This is a genomic window from Clostridium homopropionicum DSM 5847 (assembly GCF_001263795.1).
In the GTDB taxonomy this organism is placed as follows: domain Bacteria; phylum Bacillota; class Clostridia; order Clostridiales; family Clostridiaceae; genus Clostridium_H; species Clostridium_H homopropionicum.
Genome location: NZ_LHUR01000031.1, coordinates 119852 through 136440, shown reverse-complemented (window position 1 = coordinate 136440; position 16589 = coordinate 119852). Strand labels below are relative to the sequence as shown.

Sequence of the window (16589 nt, the reverse complement as noted above, 5' to 3'; positions counted from 1 at the left end):
TTAATTATACTATTCAATTCTACTATCCTGTAGAATAAAAGTCAATTTTTACAATATATAAAAGTACTATTTGAATAAGTATCTCATAGATGATAATATTATATTATGTAATAATGACTATTAAAATAGTTATACTAGAAATGGAGGAAAACATGAAAAAACTAGACAAAATAATAGTAGCTTTTTTTGTTATCATTGCCATAGTCTTAGGGATTATCTTTAAGTTTGCTTTTAATAAAGACTATAATAACAAATATGTAGAAATATATGTTAAGGGGCAGTTTTATAAGAAGGTTTCAATAAAAGATAATAACTTTAAAGAAGAAATAGATATAAAAACTGATTTAGGAGAAAATATTGTACAAATAGAAAATGGTGGTGTAAGAATAGTAGATGCAGATTGCCCAGATAAGGTTTGTATTAAAGATGGATTTAAAGACAAGGTAGGGAGCGTATTAGTTTGTTTGCCTCATAAGGTGGTTATTCAAATAAAGGGGCAGAGTACTGAAAATGAAGTAGATGAAGTATCACAATGAGGTGAGAATTATGAGTAAAACTAAAAAAATAACTTTAATATCTTTACTTGTAGCACAAGGATTGGTTCTTTATATGTTTGAAAGAATGTTGCCCTTACCGTTTATAACACCAGGAGCAAAGCTAGGTCTAAGTAACATTGTTACTTTAGTAGCTCTTTATATGTTTAGCTTTAAAGAAGTATTATTAATTGTAATTTTAAGAGTTATTTTATCTACTTTTTTTGGTGGAAGTCTATCCTCATTTTTATATAGTATTGCCGGCGGGCTTTTAAGTTTTTTTGCAATGTACTTTATAAAAAAGATTGGACAAGACAATGTAAGTACAATTGGTATAAGTATGATTGGAGCTGTTTCACATAATATAGGTCAAATAATAGTTGCTGCTTTAGTTATCCAAAATGCAATGATTGTCACTTATCTTCCTATACTTATGGTGGCTGCTATAGGAACTGGATTCTTTGTAGGAATAACTTCTAAGTACTTACTGCCTTATATAAAAAGAGTTTATAGCTAAAAGGTATTATGATTTTATTATTACTAGGATGATTTTATATGTCTATAATGATTTGAAAAATATATTTCTGATTAAAGCTAAAAATCTAGCCATCAAATGATGGCTAGATTTTTAGCTTTAATAGTTTTGCTTATCAATATGAGTGCTAGTATATATCCGAAAACTCTATGTTTATTTTCTCTTCGCTAGAAAGATGATTTACAGTATCTGAATATAGCTTTATTTCTTTATCAGGAATAACATACACTGGTAAACTTATTATAAAGCTACTTCCTTTGTTAAGCTCGCTTATTAGCTTGATTGTTCCTCCATGAAGCTCTACCAGTGATTTTACTAGGGACAGTCCTATACCACTGCCTTCCCTATTTCTAGATAGAGACTTGTCTACTTGAATAAATCTTTCAAAAATTGAAGCCTGTTTATCTTCTGCTATTCCAATACCAGTATCCTTAACGGATATTTGAATGGTATCAGATAAATCATATACATTAATTGAGATCTGTCCCCCAGAATCTGTGAATTTAATTGCATTGGATATAAGATTTAATATAATTCTTTCAATCATATTTGCATCACAAGCTATTATTTTTTCCTCTACATCTGTGTCAAAGATTAGACTTAAGCCATTAGTTTCTGCATAAGAGGCAACGGATAATGAAATTTCTTCTATTACCTCTACTATATTATAATTTTCTAATTCAAGCTCGAAATATCCTGAATCTATTTTAGTAATATCAATTAAATTGTTTACTATTCTTACTAAGCGATAGCAGTTTTGCTTCATAATAGATGTATATTTTGAATAACTTTCAAAATTATTATGTTGATGCTCATTATAATTTGCATGAATTAATTCTATATATTGAAGAGCGCTTAAGATTACATTAAGCGGGGTTCTTAACTCATGGGAAAGATTTGCAAAAAATTCTGTTCTTAAATTTTCATAGGCTACTAATTCATTCAATAGTCTTTTATTTTCCTGTGCTTTTACTAAGCTTGTGATGTCTTGTCCAATAACTACCAAACTGTTACTATTATTATTGGCATCTATTATTGGCATCTTTATAATTTCTAGAATCTTTTCTTCTTCAGTATCTTTTTTAAATACTTCTGTATGCTTTGTAACCTGGGCTTTTTTTAATGCTAAGTTATCAAAATTTTGATATTTTAAAATTCCTTCTATATAAACATCATTTAATTCCAGCAGTTCTTTATCAGTTTTTCCTTTCCACAATACTGGGTCCAAATTAAAAAATTCTATGGCAGCTTTATTTGTTTCAACCCATCTTCCCTTACTATCCTTTAAACATATTAAAGCAGGAAAAGTGTTAATTAATGTACGAAGCCTCTCTTCGCTCTCTATTAGAGCGGCTTTTGCATCTCTTCTTTCAGAAATGTTAAGAATCAAGAAGGACAAAAGCGTTATAATAAGAATCACAAAGAACCATATTAATTGCGTAGGAATAGTATAAGATTTTATTGGTAGATTATTGATGATACTATTTTTAGGTAAATAAGCTGACTTTATTGAATACTTTAGCAACTGTTTATAGTCAAAAACATACTGTGATTCACTATTTTTTACAACGGGTATATTAGAAGGATTTATGCCCATAAGAACTCTGCTTGTTAAAAGCCCAACTACTTCTCCATGAGATTTACCAGATAATATTTTACCACCTATTACTCCATGATTTAATAAAAAATCCCAAGTTGCGTAAACGGGTATGGGAACATCATTTAATATTATATCTCCATCTCTTTCTGTCATAATATTATCTTGATAGTCCGTGGTATAGCCAGAAAGTAATAAGGCAATAGTGTCTTTTGAGTGTTGTTTTAATTCTTCTTTATCATTAACCAAATTAAAGTTTTCTGTAATTGTGAAATTAATGTTAAATGCTTTTACGTAATAAGGAATAATCTCATTTAGAGCATTTTTAGTTGCTTTTCCTGTAACAGAATTAGAGACTATAATAATTACATTTTTAGTATTTTTATGTAGATTAAGAGCTAAATCTAGAGTTTCTTTTATAGGTATATTTTCAACTACCCCAGTAAATAAGCTGTTGCTTTCAAGCATTGAGTCTTTAAAGTAATTAACACCGCAAAAAACCATAGGAGTATTTGGAAATAACTCTTTTGAATATTCTCTTAAAAAATCAAAGGCAGCATTGTCAATAGATATAATTGAATCGAACTTACTATTTTTATATTTGTTTTTATACATTTCATATAGACTTTTAATATAATTTTCTCCATAGAACTTTTTCGTGTCCATGTACTCAACATGAATATCAAATTTTATATCGGAAGCTTTTAGTGATGATTTTATACCAGCTATTATATCATCTGACCATTTTACATCCTTATGATATGAATTTAAAATCAGAATTTTTTTTTCAGGTTCTTCAGTGGTATTTGCAAAAGCTATATGAGAATTAAAGAAAAAGTAAACTAAAAAGATGAAAAAGAAGTGTTTAATTATCTTACCTCTGAAATTCATATAGAAATTATCTCCATTAATAAAATAGTATAGGAAACATTAATAATAATGTAAATTAATTCTAACACTGCTCCTTAATCATTTCAACATTTTATTTTACATTTCGAAATAAAACTCTATAAAATTCTAAAATTAATGGAACACTATAATGTAAGGTTTAATTTGAATATGTAGAAAGTTAAATGCGAAATTTTTTAAATTTATAATTTTAGAGTATATAGAAAAAAATACAAGTGATTGGAGGTTGGCTAAATGAAGAAAAATATAGGGTTATATATTATATTGATCTGCAGCATTCTTCTTCTAAGTGGATGTATGAAGAAGTCTGTAGATATTTCATTAAAACTAAAAAAGGGCAATTTATATAAAGTTGAAGTAGATATAAAAGAAAAAACTTCTCAGAAGATAAAAGATAATAGCTTGGAATTGGAAACTAAGTCCAAAATGGGATTTTTATGCAATGTTACTAACGTTGATAAAAATAAAAATGCAGATATTAAGGTAACCTTTGATTCTATTGATATTAAAAGTACTACTCCAAACGGACAAACACCTGCAAATAGTCAGCAGGTAACATCTGAGACCTCGGATAAATTATCTAAAGTGTATGCAGCTTTTGTAGGTAAAAGTTTTAATGTTAAGATTGGTGAGTACGGGAAAGTTAAACAGGTAGTTGGTATGGATGATGTTGTAAATAACGTATTTACGGAGTTAAATATTAAAGATGAAAAAGAAAAAGAAGATATAAAGAAGGTGATAAAGGCAAAATTTGGAGAAGAAGTTATAACCAAAAGCATAGAAACAATAACATCAGTATATCCCAATAATAAAGTAAAAGTAGGGGAAAACTGGCAGCAGAAAGTATCAATTTCTGATCAATTTCCTGTGGAAGCGGAAAGAAAATACAATTTAAAAGAAAGTGCTGATGGGACTTCAGAAATTACTGTTGATTCACAAATTAAAGGAAAAGAAGATGCTGAACCAAAGATAACTGATAATTTAAAAATAACCTATGAAGAAATAAAAGGAACTGAAAAAGGTGTAATAAATTTAAATGAGGAGAATGGAATAGTAAAAAATGCTGAAATGCAAACTCAATTTTCGGGAAAAATGAAACTCTATTCTGATGATCCAAACTTAGGAAGCCAAACCTTTCCAATAAGCTATACAGAAAAAACCGTAGTGAATGTACTAAGACAATAGTAAAAGGATTTACATTGTAAATTATGTAAATTAAATTATAATATAAATAGTACTTTATTTATTTTAATTAAGGCCTTAACAAAGTGGATAAGGTATTTATATGATTTTTAATCGAAAACAGTATAGGGGGAGAATATATAATGAGTGCTGTAGTTGAAAGATTCCTTAAATATGTGAAGTATGATACTAAATCTGATGGAGATTCAGGAATTACTCCAAGCTCAGAAGGTCAAAAGGTATTTGCAAGGGAGTTAGTTGTGGAATTAGAAAAAATGGGAATGCAGAATGTAACCATAGATGACAATGGATACGTAATGGCAGAACTTCCTTCAAATTTAGATAAACAGGTACCTGTAATTGGTTTTATAGCTCATATGGATACATCTCCAGATATGAACGGAAAGGGAGTAAATCCACAAATAATTAAAAATTACGATGGCAATGATATTGTTTTGAATGAAGCTGAAAATATAGTTATGAAAGTTGAAGATTTCCCAGAAGTAAAAAATTATATAGGTAAAGAGATAATAACTACAGATGGGACTACTCTTTTAGGTGCAGATGATAAGGCTGGAATAGCAGAAATTATTACAGCTATGGAATATCTAATAAATAATCCAGAAATTAAGCACGGAACTATAAAGATTGGCTTTACTCCTGATGAGGAAATTGGGCAAGGAGCGGATCATTTTAATGTTAAAGACTTCGGCGCTGATTTTGCTTATACCATTGATGGAGGCCCAATTGGGGAATTAGAATACGAAAACTTTAATGCTGCTGGAGCGAAAATAACTGTAATCGGTAGAAATGTTCATCCAGGCTATGCAACTGGAAAATTAATAAATTCAATGCTAATAGCTAGTGAATTTGTTTCTATGTTGCCCAAAAAGGAAACTCCAGAATGTACTAAAGGCTATGAAGGGTTTTATCACCTTACAGGCTTTAAAGGAGAAGTAGAAGAAACTAAGCTTCAATATATTATAAGGGATTTTGATAAGAATCAGTTTGAAAAGAGAAAATCAATGATGAGTAAGTTAGTAGATGATTTAAATAACAAGTATGGTGCGAGGACAGTCATCTTAGAAATAAAGGATCAGTATTATAACATGAAGGGAAAAATAGAACCTGTGAAGCATTTAGTAGATAATGCTTTTGAAGCAATGAAGCAGGTTGGAGTAGTGCCAAAAGTTACTCCAATTAGAGGTGGTACTGATGGTGCAAGGCTTTCTTTTATGGGATTGCCTACCCCAAACATATTTACTGGAGGTCACAATTTCCATGGTAAATACGAGTTTATTCCAAGCTTTGCTATGGAAAAGGCAGTAGAAGTTATACTTAAGATCGTGGAAATTTACTCTAAGTAGATCTTTTAAAAATGATAAAGTCGGGGACTGTCCCCGACTTTATTGTTTTGTGTATATTATTAATTTAACTTCTTTTTTGTAGTTACTAAGGCTTCATCATTTATAAAAGGAGCAAAGAATCTAAAGGCTTTTTCATGTCCACATTCTCCGCAAACGCACATAGATATGTCGTAAGGAATATTATCTATAACATGAATTTCTAAGGACTCAGCTATATATGAACCACCACAAACCTCACAAGGAGTAGAGTTAATAATATCGTACTCGCTCTCAATATATTTCATAATATCTCTTATTAACATTTTAATCCTCCAAAGTCTAGAATAAATCAACACACTTAATGGTATCACTTTAAAAAAGTTATTTCAAGAAAAATAATCCGGGACGGTCCTATAAAATACTCTAAAATATAAAAAAACCTCTATAGAAATTTAATTCTATAGAGGTTTAGAAATTCAATTAATTTACAATATAAAATTACTTTACAACAGGGAAACCTTTATTAGCCCAACCGCTTGGCGCATTTGCTTTTGTTCCCATGCCACCATTTAAAGATACTGCGTCATAACCTAATAATTTCAATCCTGCAACAGTTTGACCAGCTGTTTGTCCTGTATAGCAATATACTATTATTTTCTTATCTTTAGGTAATGTGTTGAAACTTGCTTGCATACCTTTTCCCCAAGGGATATTTATAGCTCCTGAAATATGTCCATTAGCATAGTCAGCAGCACTTCTAATTGATAAGAATACTACACTGTTGTCTTTAGCATCAACTAGTTTTTTTGCATTTTCTTCACTTATTTTGTAATTTGCATAGTTAGTTCCCTTAACTTCATTTAATCCAGTAAAGTATTTTACAATAGCATTTTTTATATCTGCATTAATTTCTGCCTTTTTAGCATCTGCAGCAATTTTATTTTCTTTTGTCTCAGTAACCGCTTCAACTCCAGGAACCTTTGAAATTCCTAGATCCCAACCTAAATTTACTGATTTTGCGTTAAATCCTGCCATGTTTAATAATGCAACAGTTTGACCAGCAGTTTGTCCTGTATAGCAGTAAACCATAATTGATTTATCCTTTGGCAATAATTCAAGATTATCACTTATAGTAGTTCCCCAAGGAAGATTTACTGCTCCTTTAATATGACCTTTTGCATAAACATCAGCTTGTCTTATATCTAATATAAATATGTTTTCATTTGCTTTTACTTTTTCTATAAAATCTTTTTCAGGGATTTTGTAAACATCTTGAGGCATATTAGCAAAGTAATTGTTTACAGCAGTGGTAACAGTGTCAGAAGTTTTAGCGGCTGAAGAATCATTCTGTACAACCTTTGTGCCGGTTTCAGTGGTTTTTGCAGTTTCGGTTTTAGCTCCGCATCCAGCTAAGGATATAGCAAGTGCTAAGGCTAGAAGGCTTGATAAAAGTTTATTTTTTTTCATAGAATTAATCCCCCTTATAGATTTGTTATTTTTTTAACACTTTTATTTAATTATAACTCATAATTAATAGATTAAGTAAATCGTTTTCATTATACTGCATAAGAAATATTTATAGGTAGTAATTTTATTATAGTGTAATAAATAGCATAATTGCAGAAAAAATAGCTAAATAACAGTATATTTAGCTATTCATATGAATTAAAATAGGATAAATTTATATGCGTTTAAGAATTATCTTGATTTGCTGGAGCAGCATTTGAGTCAGTATTTTTTGTATCCTTAATTTGAATTGGTAAAGATTTATCAGCACTCCATTCTAGCCATGCTCCATCATATATTTTAATGTTTTTGTATCCAGCTTCAAGTAAAGCTAAGTAAGTTTCAGCTGCTCTAGTAGAAGTTTTACAGAATAATATTATGTTATTATCAGGCTTAATATTATTTTCAATATACATTATTTTTATATCTTGTCTTGACTTAAAGGTTTTATCAGTGTAATTATTATCTTCATAGTTTATTAGCTTTGAACCTGGAATTGTACCTTCATCGTACTCCTTTTGAGTTCTAACATCTAATAATATAGTGTTTTTATCAGGAGAATTTACTTGAGCTATTACATCTTCTTTTGTTGCTATCATGCTAGTATTTAAATCTTTAGCAGTATATCTTGTAGGGGTGATTGAAGGGATTTCTGTACTTACTTCAGCACCAGCTTTTTTTAGGGCCTCTAATCCACCACTTACAACTTTTACATCCTCATGACCATACGCTCTCATAGCCCACCATAACCTTGAAGAATGACTATTATTAGTTTTATCATATATTAAAACTGTAGAATCAGGTGATATGCCTTTTTCACTCATAATTTTTTCAAATAACTCCTGTGGACCAAGCATACCTGCAACTGGAGTAGTAATATTAACTTCATCCTTATCTATATTTCTTGCACCTTTTATATGCTCTTTAGAATAATCATCAGGTATTTGTGCATCAACAAGAATTACTTTTTCACTATTAAGCATTTTTATTGCAGCTGAGGCTTCAATAATATAATGTACTTTTTCAGCAGAAGTATATGAAGAACTACATCCATTTGCAATAAAAATAAGTGAAAGGATCATAAAGCAGGATAATAGTCTAGAGACGTATTTTTTTTGTAATTGCTTTATCATGTTTTTCCTCCCATCCTTTAAATAAAATTGAGTTTTAAAGAGTTTGAAGAGATTGTTAAATTATATACAATTTTATAACTATATTATACTGCATAACATTTTACTTTAGGTATAATATTTTCTAATAAAACATTTAATAATCAAATAAACAGATAAATATATATGATAAATAACAGTATGCTATAATAATGAATACAAGTAAGCGTGCGCATAAAGTGAGTATGTATCTATGTTTTAACTTAAGGAGATAAGTGATTATATGATAAATATAATATGCAAATATATTAACAAAATAAAAAAGGACAAGTTTCTTATAATTTTTATAATATTATATATTGCAGTAAACATTTTATTCTTAACTAAATTTCCCTTTGTACATTCTGATGAAAGCTGGACTAGTGGATTATCAAGAAACATCATGGAGAGCAAAAGCTTTTCTGTAACAGAATCTTTTTTTGATCTGTATCCAAGATATCCCCATGCAATTAAGATAATTTTTCAAGGATTACAAATAATTTTTATAAAGATTATTGGGTACAAAGTTTTTTCTGTAAGGTTAATATCTTTGCTATTTAGTGGAGTAACCTTATATTTTTATTATAAGATATGTAAATACATTTTTGAAGACAAGGAAAAAGCCAATATTACAGTAGTACTTTTATCTTTTGATATTCAGTATATTTATGCTTCACATTTTGCAAGACAGGAGATAGTTATTTTATTTTTCTTAGTAGTTGGATTGTATTATTTTTTTTCTAGAAGATTATCAATAGAATTTAGAGGGGAATATACAGGGGCCTCTGGGGGAGCTTCGGGGGACAGGGCAGGAATTAAAGGCGATATAGTCCTTGGAATTATTATAGGTTTAAGTATTGGAATACATCCAAATAGCTTTATTATTGCTCTAACAATAGCTTTAATATATTTATATTCAATTATTTTTGCATCAAAAAACTTAAGTTTTAAAAATTTTATTTCATATGGTATTACAGTAGGCATTTTTGCATTAATATTTATTGGAATAAGTATATCCTTTAATAGAGATTTCTTTATTGATTATTTTAATTATGGAAAAGAATTTGGTGTAGATTATCCAATAATGACTAAATTGAGTACGATTAAATACTTTTATTACAAGCTTTACGAGGGTATAAGTGGAACATATTACACTCCCAATATTAAGCTCCAATTCTGGATATTTGGTGCAGCATTTGTGGGGACAGTCCTAAAATTGATGAAATCCATTCACAAGAAAAATAGCATTAAAGCAGAAAAAATTATACCAATTATTTTAGCTATAATAGGTATAAATCTAGGGATAATCCTTATTGGAAGGTTCAATCAGACAAGCGTAGTTTTTCAATTTCCTTTTTTCTATTTATTAATAGTGTATTTCATAAATGACGCTAAATTAATGTATAGAAGGCTTATCTTCACTGTATTAGCGGTGATTTTGCTATTTAATTCAGTTACCAGTATAATCCCATATATGGATAGCAGTTATGATAGATATTTAAATGAGATATCTAAAGCAGTAAAAAAGGATCAGGTAGTTTTAGCAAATCTAAATTGCGATTATTATTTCGAGAACGGAAAACTTTATGATTATAGAAATTTAGATTTTTTAAAGAAAAATAATATGGAATTCAAGGACTATATAGCTAAGAATAAAATTGAGTATATAATCTATCCTGAAGAAATGGAAGTAATCTATAAAGAGAAACCCAGATGGGATGGATTATATGGAAGTTTAAGCTACTATGAAGATATGAACAAATTTTTAAAAGAAAATTGTGAGCTTGTCTATCAGTTTGAAGATAAAATCTATGGCATGAGGATAGTAAGATATATCAATGATAGGCCTTGGAAAATAAAAATCTATAAAGTCAAAAGAACCTTATAGATAAATTACAAATTATTTCTAGAGAAGATTATAAACTTCATCGTAAATACGAGAAAAACCAGGTTGCATAGGCATTCTAGGACGTGGTAGATTATTTTCAATAATTTTTTTTGCTCTTCCGGGGTTTTTATCCATTACAAGAATCTTAGTTGAAAGAAGTATTGCTTCATGAATATCATGGGTTACAAATATGATTGTTATGTTAGTTTTTTCCCATATTTCAACTATCATTTCCTGAAGGGTAGTGCGGGTCTGTGCATCAAGGCTTCCAAAGGGTTCATCCATTAAAAGTATCTGAGGATTAATACTAAGAGCACGGGCAATAGCTACCCTTTGCTTCATACCCCCAGAGAGCTCATGAGGATAGTAATTTCCATAGGTATCAAGCTTAACCATTGAAAGATATTTGTTAGCAATTTCATAGCTTTCCTTTTTAGATATAGATTTATCCTTTATTCGTATTGGAAATGCTACATTTTCAATAGCAGTTTTCCAGGGGAAAAGTTGATCGAATTCTTGAAAAACCATAACTCGATTAAGTTCTGGGACAGTTACTGCTTTGTTATTTAAAAGTATTGTTCCACTATCTGCTTTATCGAAGCATGCAATTTGTTTCAATAGAGTAGATTTACCACATCCGGAAGGTCCTAAGATACATAAAAAGTCTCCTTGATCTACATTAAAATTTATATCTTCTAATACTAAGGATTTATAAGTGGAGCCTTTAAAGGTTTTAGATAAATTATTAATCTCAAGTATCATATGCTCATTCCCCATTTTCTAGTTGTATATTTTTCTAAATTATTAATAATTAGATTTTCAACTAAAATACCTATAAACACTATAATTATAATACCAGCAAATATGCCAGGGGTATCCATAAAAACTCTTCTTTTAAATATAAACCAACCAAGGCCACCATTTCCACCAGTAGCACCAAAAATCATTTCAGCACTAATTAAAGCTCTCCACGCTCTTGCCCAGCTTATTTTTAAACCAGCTAAGAAGTAAGGAAAAGATGCAGGTATCAATATATGATAGATTATCTGAAACAGGTTTAATTCATAGTTTTGAGCAATTTGTCTATATACTTTAGGTATTGATTTAAAGCCGGAGTAGATATTTAATGTGAGAGGCCATACTACAGAATGAATTATAATAAATACTATAGCAAATGGACTAGCACCAAACCAAAGTATAATAAGCGGCAATAGGGCAATACCGGGAAGAGGGTGGGCTATAGCGGTTAAGGTATCCACTAATCCCTCAAATAATTTAGATACAAAGGATAGTGAAGCAAAGACAACAGAAAATACAATACCTATGCCTAAGCCTTTAAAAATTAAATTTAAAGAATATAAGGTCTCCTTTATTATCTCTCCGCTTAATAGGTAAGAATACATAGATTTGAGTATAGTTCCTAGTGATGGGAATATAAGCGGAGAAAAGTTGTGGCTCAGATAAAGTATTTCCCAAATTAGTATGAAGATTATTATCCAGAATATCCTTATAGAAATTTTATTATTAAATAACTTCTTAAATTTACTTTTTGCTTTCATTATCATTCCACATTACCTCTTTAAGAGTATAAGTTTTAGAAATATACTCGTTCTTTAGCATAAACTGGCTGAATTTTTCTAGGCCTTCTACCTTAGTGCTATATTTATTACCATCAGCTGTTAGAAGTTTGTAGGTTTGTTCTTTGGATAAATTGTATGAAGGAGCTAAAATTTCAGCAGCCTTATTAGTATTATTGTTGATAAAATCAATAGCCTCATCGATGGATTTTACAAATCCAGAGTATAGCTTGGGATTTTTAGTATAAAACTCTTTGGTAGTGACTCCAATAATAAAGGTAAAATCACCTTCCATTACATCCCTGCCATCTAAAACTATGTGCATTTTATCATTTTTCAATTCTTCACCAATATAGGGAGGAGAAGCGAAATGAGCTGATACTCCATTTCCAGAAAGTAATGAATTCATTGCATCAGGATGAGACAGAGTAAGAATTAAATTATCTAATTTATGAGAGTCTCCAAATTGCTTTTCACATGCCATAGAAAGTAGTATATGCTGAACGCTTCCTGGCTGAGGAAGTGCTATTTTATCTTCATTAGTAAAGTCTTCTAGAGATTTTAAATCATTTTTATTTGTAATAAGTTTAGTTGGAGAATAGGATAATCCTGATGCTATCTTCCATTCCATCCCTTTATCAAGACCAATTAGAAAAGGTGGAATAGCCATAAAACCAGCATCTATTTTATTGCTTAGCATAGCTTCTCTAATAGCAGTTGTATTACTTACTTGTTGCCAACTTATTTCTATACCAGGCAAATTCTTTTCAAGTATTTTATTAGCCTTCATTATTTGTAATGGAGCATAAGCTAGGCCATATTGCTCAGCGATTCGCAATTTGGTAGAAACTTTTTCTTCATTTTTATTACTACAAGCCATTAATAAGAATGAAAAGTTTAGAAAACACAAAAAGATAAATAATAAAGCTTTGTATTTGAATTGGAATGTTTTTGTCATGGAATATTCCTTCTTTCAGTTTAGGTAATATAAGTGCCGCACGTAACATATAATTATAAGCATTTTATATGAATTACATGTAATTATGAAAATTAATTAATAAGTTATTTTCTAAAGAATCAATAATCTTAAAATTATCAAAAGCTGAATATAAATTTTTTTTCAATTCTTTATTGCTACTACCCTCAACTATCATATACCCAATACGTTGGGTAGCGTTTATAATTTCTCCAATCTCATCATTTTTTTTAATGTTTAGTTGAATTTTTTTCACTCCAGGAAGGGGATTAGTTAGTGTAAATAAAGAACTAATTTCAGGACTGTCCCCGAAGGTTTCTTCTCCAAATAGCTCTATAGCTTTGATCTTACCAGGCTTTGCAAAAAGTAGCTGTACAGATAGTTTTCTATTATTATCAAGGATATTATATTTTTTTATGTTAGATAAATCCAATGTTATACCTAAGGAAGATTTAATAAGCATATCAAGTATGTCTATACCTGTTAAATAAGGAATAAATATATCTTCATAAGCACCACCAATTCTACAGGCAATTTCATTTACTTTTATACCTTCTTTTCCAACTAACATTTGAAAATATATTGGACCATTGTGAATATTAAAGGATTGTACAAGCTTACATGTTATATCCATTATTTCATTGCAATTTGAAAAAAGGTGCTTAGAAGGAAAATTGTGGGCTGTACAAATTCCGATAAGAGGATAATTATTATAAGTCACTCTATCTGTAACTGTTAATACATAAACTTTATTTTCCTCAACCCATCCGCTTACTGTGATTTCATCATTTTCATAATATTCTTCGATTAAAATTTCATTTTCTCTAGAATAACTTAAAGTTTTATCAATATTATTTCTTACTTCTTTAATGGAATTTAGTTTATAAATTCCACGCTGACCTTGACTATCTAAGGGCTTTATTACTACAGGGAATTTTAGATTGGCAATATCTTTATCTTCAAAATCTCTTTTGATAAATGTAAATTTAGTTGTAGGAATAAAGGTATCTTTAAAAATAGTTTTCATTATTTTTTTATTTGTTACTGCCTTGGCTGTTTTAGCATCTATTAAAAATGGAAGATTTAAGGCTTCCTGTACCTTTGAAGCTGTATAAACTGGCTGATCTGTCCCTAATGTTAATATGCCATCTATAGAGTATTTTTTGCCAATTTCTATATTCCCATCTACATCGAAGGTGCTAATAAGCTCTTTATAATCACAGAAGGATTTTCCAGGAGCATCTTCATAATAATCAGAAATAATTAGGGAGTGTCCCTGATTTTTAGCTTTCAGTATAGCATTTAGTTGACAGTGGCCACCACCTAAAATTAGTAATTTCATCTTCAAATCCTCCTTTACAGATGTATGTTATTAATAATATATTGAGGCTTATTGGATCTAAATATTTTTAACAAAGAAAAAGGCGCATAATATATAAAAAGCTTTAAATATTGTTTTATCAGCCTAAAAAAACTATAGCTAGATTTGCCGTATTTACGAGGATTATGATTTACATACACGTTTGCAACTTTATTTGTATTCTTAAAGGTTATTGCAGATATATAAACAAAGGAAGACTTGTCTGCAATTATTTTGCTTATAAATTTTTTGCTAATAATTCTAAAACTGCTAACCTTAAGACTTTTAGGCTTTGAAGTTATTAAGTTAAACAGCATGTCTGTAGCTTTAGTACCTAAATTTCTATGTTTGGAATGTTGTTTTTTTATAGGAATTCCATAAACAACATCATAACCTTGAAGAATTTTCTCATAAAGTTTTAGTATTTCAGTGGGTGGGTGCTGTAGATCATCATCCATAGTAACAACATAATCATAAGAGGCGTAGTGAAAGCCACACATCAAAGCATTTTGTTGTCCAAAATTACCATTTAACTTAATAATTTTTATATGCTCATATTTATTAAATAAATCCATCATTACTTCATAGCTATTATCTACGCTCCCATCATCAACTAAGATAATTTCGTAGCGTGAAAAGGTACTTTTTAGAACAGTAGAAAGAAGATTATATAAAGAATTTAATGAACTCTCACTGTTGTAAACAGGGATTATTACAGAAATAGAACTGTTCATATTAAAGCTCCTTTATAACTTTATTTAAAGATTCAACTACAAATGTGGCTTCTTCTAAAGTCATTGAAGTATATATAGGTAATCTAAGAAGGCAATTTGCCAAATTCTCCGTTAAGGGAAGGCTATTTGGAGTGTATCCAAGCTTTATTCCCATAGGAGAAGAATGTAGAGGGACAAAATGAGTTAGTGCATTAATATTATACTTTTTTAAACCTTTTAGAGCACTGTCCCGGATTTCTTTAGTTGAAAAAACTATATAAAATAAATGATAATTGGGTGAAGAATATTCAGGAACATAAGTTAGTCCTTGAATAAATCCTCTGTTTACATGTCTTTGTAATTTATCTATATAAAACTCATGAATTATCTTTCTTTTTTCTTTAATTAGGTTAAGGTTTTCTAATTGAGAGTATAAAATAGCCATAAGTATGTCTGATGGTACGTAACTTGAACCTAAATCTACCCAGGAATATTTGTCCACATCTCCTTTAATAAACTTATGTCTATCGGTACCCTTTTGGCGTAGGGTTTCTGCACGTTCTAGTATATCCTTATTATTGGTGTTAATTGTTAAAGCTCCACCTTCACCACATATATAGTTTTTGGTAGAGTGAAAGCTGTAACAGCCTATGTGTCCTAGGGAACCTAAGTATTTATTTTTATATTTACTGTTTACTCCTTGTGCTGCATCTTCAATTACATAGAGATGATAAAGCTTAGCTATTTCCAATATTTCATCCATTTCGCAGCTGATGCCACCATAATGAACTGGGAGTATTGCTTTTGTTCTTGGAGTAATTTTTGCTTGAATATCATTTACATCTATATTAAAGGTGGCTTTATTTATTTCGCAAAAGACTGGTTTTGCTCCTTGCAGCATAACAGAATTAGCTGTAGAAGGGAAAGTAAAAGAAGGCATAAGAACCTCATCACCAGATTTTAAGCCTATTAACATTGATGCCATTTCTAAAGCGTGAGTTGCAGAAGTAGTCATTAATACTTTATTAATAGAGAAACTTTTTTCTAAAAAATTTGTGACTATCTTTGTATAATAACCGTCTCCGCATAGAGATTCTTTTTCAATGGCATCACTTATATATTGAATTTCATTTCCAGAAAAATACAATCTGTTATATGGAATTTTCATTATTATCACCGTCTATCGTACTAGTATTTATGAATGAGAGCATATTTGTGAGTTTTCTTTATTTAATACAATTTATTGATAATTATTAATATAATGTTAAAATATTATTATAGTATTCAGTATAAAAATCTTTATAAAAGTGAGGTTCTGA

The 16589-nt window shown here is 29.6% G+C and carries 15 protein-coding genes; 5 read left to right on the top strand and 10 right to left on the bottom strand.

Annotated features, from left to right (window positions below; translation table 11 throughout):
• Nucleotides 1-152 precede the first annotated feature (152 nt).
• Nucleotides 153-536, top strand: coding sequence for a NusG domain II-containing protein (locus tag CLHOM_RS13440; RefSeq protein WP_052222204.1), 384 nt, complete (start codon nucleotides 153-155; stop codon nucleotides 534-536).
• A 10-nt stretch (nucleotides 537-546) separates the two neighbouring features.
• Complete coding sequence (locus CLHOM_RS13435) at nucleotides 547-1050, top strand: Gx transporter family protein (protein ID WP_052222203.1); 504 nt, start codon at nucleotides 547-549, stop codon at nucleotides 1048-1050.
• A 145-nt stretch (nucleotides 1051-1195) separates the two neighbouring features.
• Here CLHOM_RS13435 and CLHOM_RS13430 read toward each other — a convergent pair whose 3' ends face one another.
• On the bottom strand, nucleotides 1196-3556 hold the full coding sequence (locus CLHOM_RS13430) for an ABC transporter substrate binding protein (protein ID WP_074782874.1): 2361 nt from the start codon (nucleotides 3554-3556) through the stop codon (nucleotides 1196-1198).
• A 252-nt stretch (nucleotides 3557-3808) separates the two neighbouring features.
• On the opposite strand from CLHOM_RS13430, the gene CLHOM_RS13425 reads away from it, so the two are divergent.
• A complete protein-coding gene (locus CLHOM_RS13425) occupies nucleotides 3809-4759 on the top strand; it encodes a DUF6263 family protein (RefSeq protein ID WP_052222202.1) in 951 nt (316 codons plus the stop codon).
• 140 nt (nucleotides 4760-4899) lie between these two features.
• On the top strand, nucleotides 4900-6123 hold the full coding sequence (gene pepT / locus CLHOM_RS13420; RefSeq protein WP_052222201.1) for a peptidase T: 1224 nt from the start codon (nucleotides 4900-4902) through the stop codon (nucleotides 6121-6123).
• 59 nt (nucleotides 6124-6182) lie between these two features.
• Here pepT and CLHOM_RS13415 read toward each other — a convergent pair whose 3' ends face one another.
• From CLHOM_RS13415 to CLHOM_RS13405, 3 genes are all read right to left on the bottom strand, one after another.
• A complete protein-coding gene (locus CLHOM_RS13415) occupies nucleotides 6183-6425 on the bottom strand; it encodes a hypothetical protein (protein WP_052222200.1) in 243 nt (80 codons plus the stop codon).
• 175 nt (nucleotides 6426-6600) lie between these two features.
• Nucleotides 6601-7569, bottom strand: a complete 969-nt coding sequence (locus tag CLHOM_RS13410) for a rhodanese-like domain-containing protein (RefSeq protein WP_052222199.1) — start codon at nucleotides 7567-7569, stop codon at nucleotides 6601-6603.
• Nucleotides 7570-7793: 224 nt separating this feature from the next.
• On the bottom strand, nucleotides 7794-8741 hold the full coding sequence (locus CLHOM_RS13405) for a sulfurtransferase (protein ID WP_052222198.1): 948 nt from the start codon (nucleotides 8739-8741) through the stop codon (nucleotides 7794-7796).
• 259 nt (nucleotides 8742-9000) lie between these two features.
• Between CLHOM_RS13405 and CLHOM_RS13400 the strand changes: the two genes are divergently transcribed.
• On the top strand, nucleotides 9001-10644 hold the full coding sequence (locus tag CLHOM_RS13400) for an ArnT family glycosyltransferase (protein ID WP_052222197.1): 1644 nt from the start codon (nucleotides 9001-9003) through the stop codon (nucleotides 10642-10644).
• Nucleotides 10645-10662: 18 nt separating this feature from the next.
• On the opposite strand, the gene CLHOM_RS13395 is transcribed toward CLHOM_RS13400, so the two are convergent.
• From CLHOM_RS13395 to rffA, 6 genes are all read right to left on the bottom strand, one after another.
• Complete coding sequence (locus tag CLHOM_RS13395; protein WP_242846782.1) at nucleotides 10663-11406, bottom strand: ABC transporter ATP-binding protein; 744 nt, start codon at nucleotides 11404-11406, stop codon at nucleotides 10663-10665.
• A complete protein-coding gene (locus CLHOM_RS13390; protein ID WP_341377027.1) occupies nucleotides 11403-12209 on the bottom strand; it encodes an ABC transporter permease in 807 nt (268 codons plus the stop codon). The genes CLHOM_RS13395 and CLHOM_RS13390 overlap by 4 nt, the downstream gene beginning before the upstream one ends.
• Nucleotides 12187-13179 (bottom strand): ABC transporter substrate-binding protein, encoded by a 993-nt coding sequence (locus tag CLHOM_RS13385; RefSeq protein ID WP_052222195.1) that lies wholly within the window; start codon nucleotides 13177-13179, stop codon nucleotides 12187-12189. The genes CLHOM_RS13390 and CLHOM_RS13385 overlap by 23 nt, the downstream gene beginning before the upstream one ends.
• 73 nt (nucleotides 13180-13252) lie before the next feature.
• A complete protein-coding gene (locus CLHOM_RS13380; RefSeq protein ID WP_052222194.1) occupies nucleotides 13253-14539 on the bottom strand; it encodes an ATP-grasp domain-containing protein in 1287 nt (428 codons plus the stop codon).
• Between the two features lie 14 nt (nucleotides 14540-14553).
• A complete protein-coding gene (locus tag CLHOM_RS13375; protein WP_052222193.1) occupies nucleotides 14554-15291 on the bottom strand; it encodes a glycosyltransferase family 2 protein in 738 nt (245 codons plus the stop codon).
• A gap of 1 nt (nucleotide 15292) precedes the next feature.
• On the bottom strand, nucleotides 15293-16438 hold the full coding sequence (rffA, locus tag CLHOM_RS13370; protein WP_052222192.1) for a dTDP-4-amino-4,6-dideoxygalactose transaminase: 1146 nt from the start codon (nucleotides 16436-16438) through the stop codon (nucleotides 15293-15295).
• Between the last annotated feature and the right edge of the window lie 151 nt (nucleotides 16439-16589).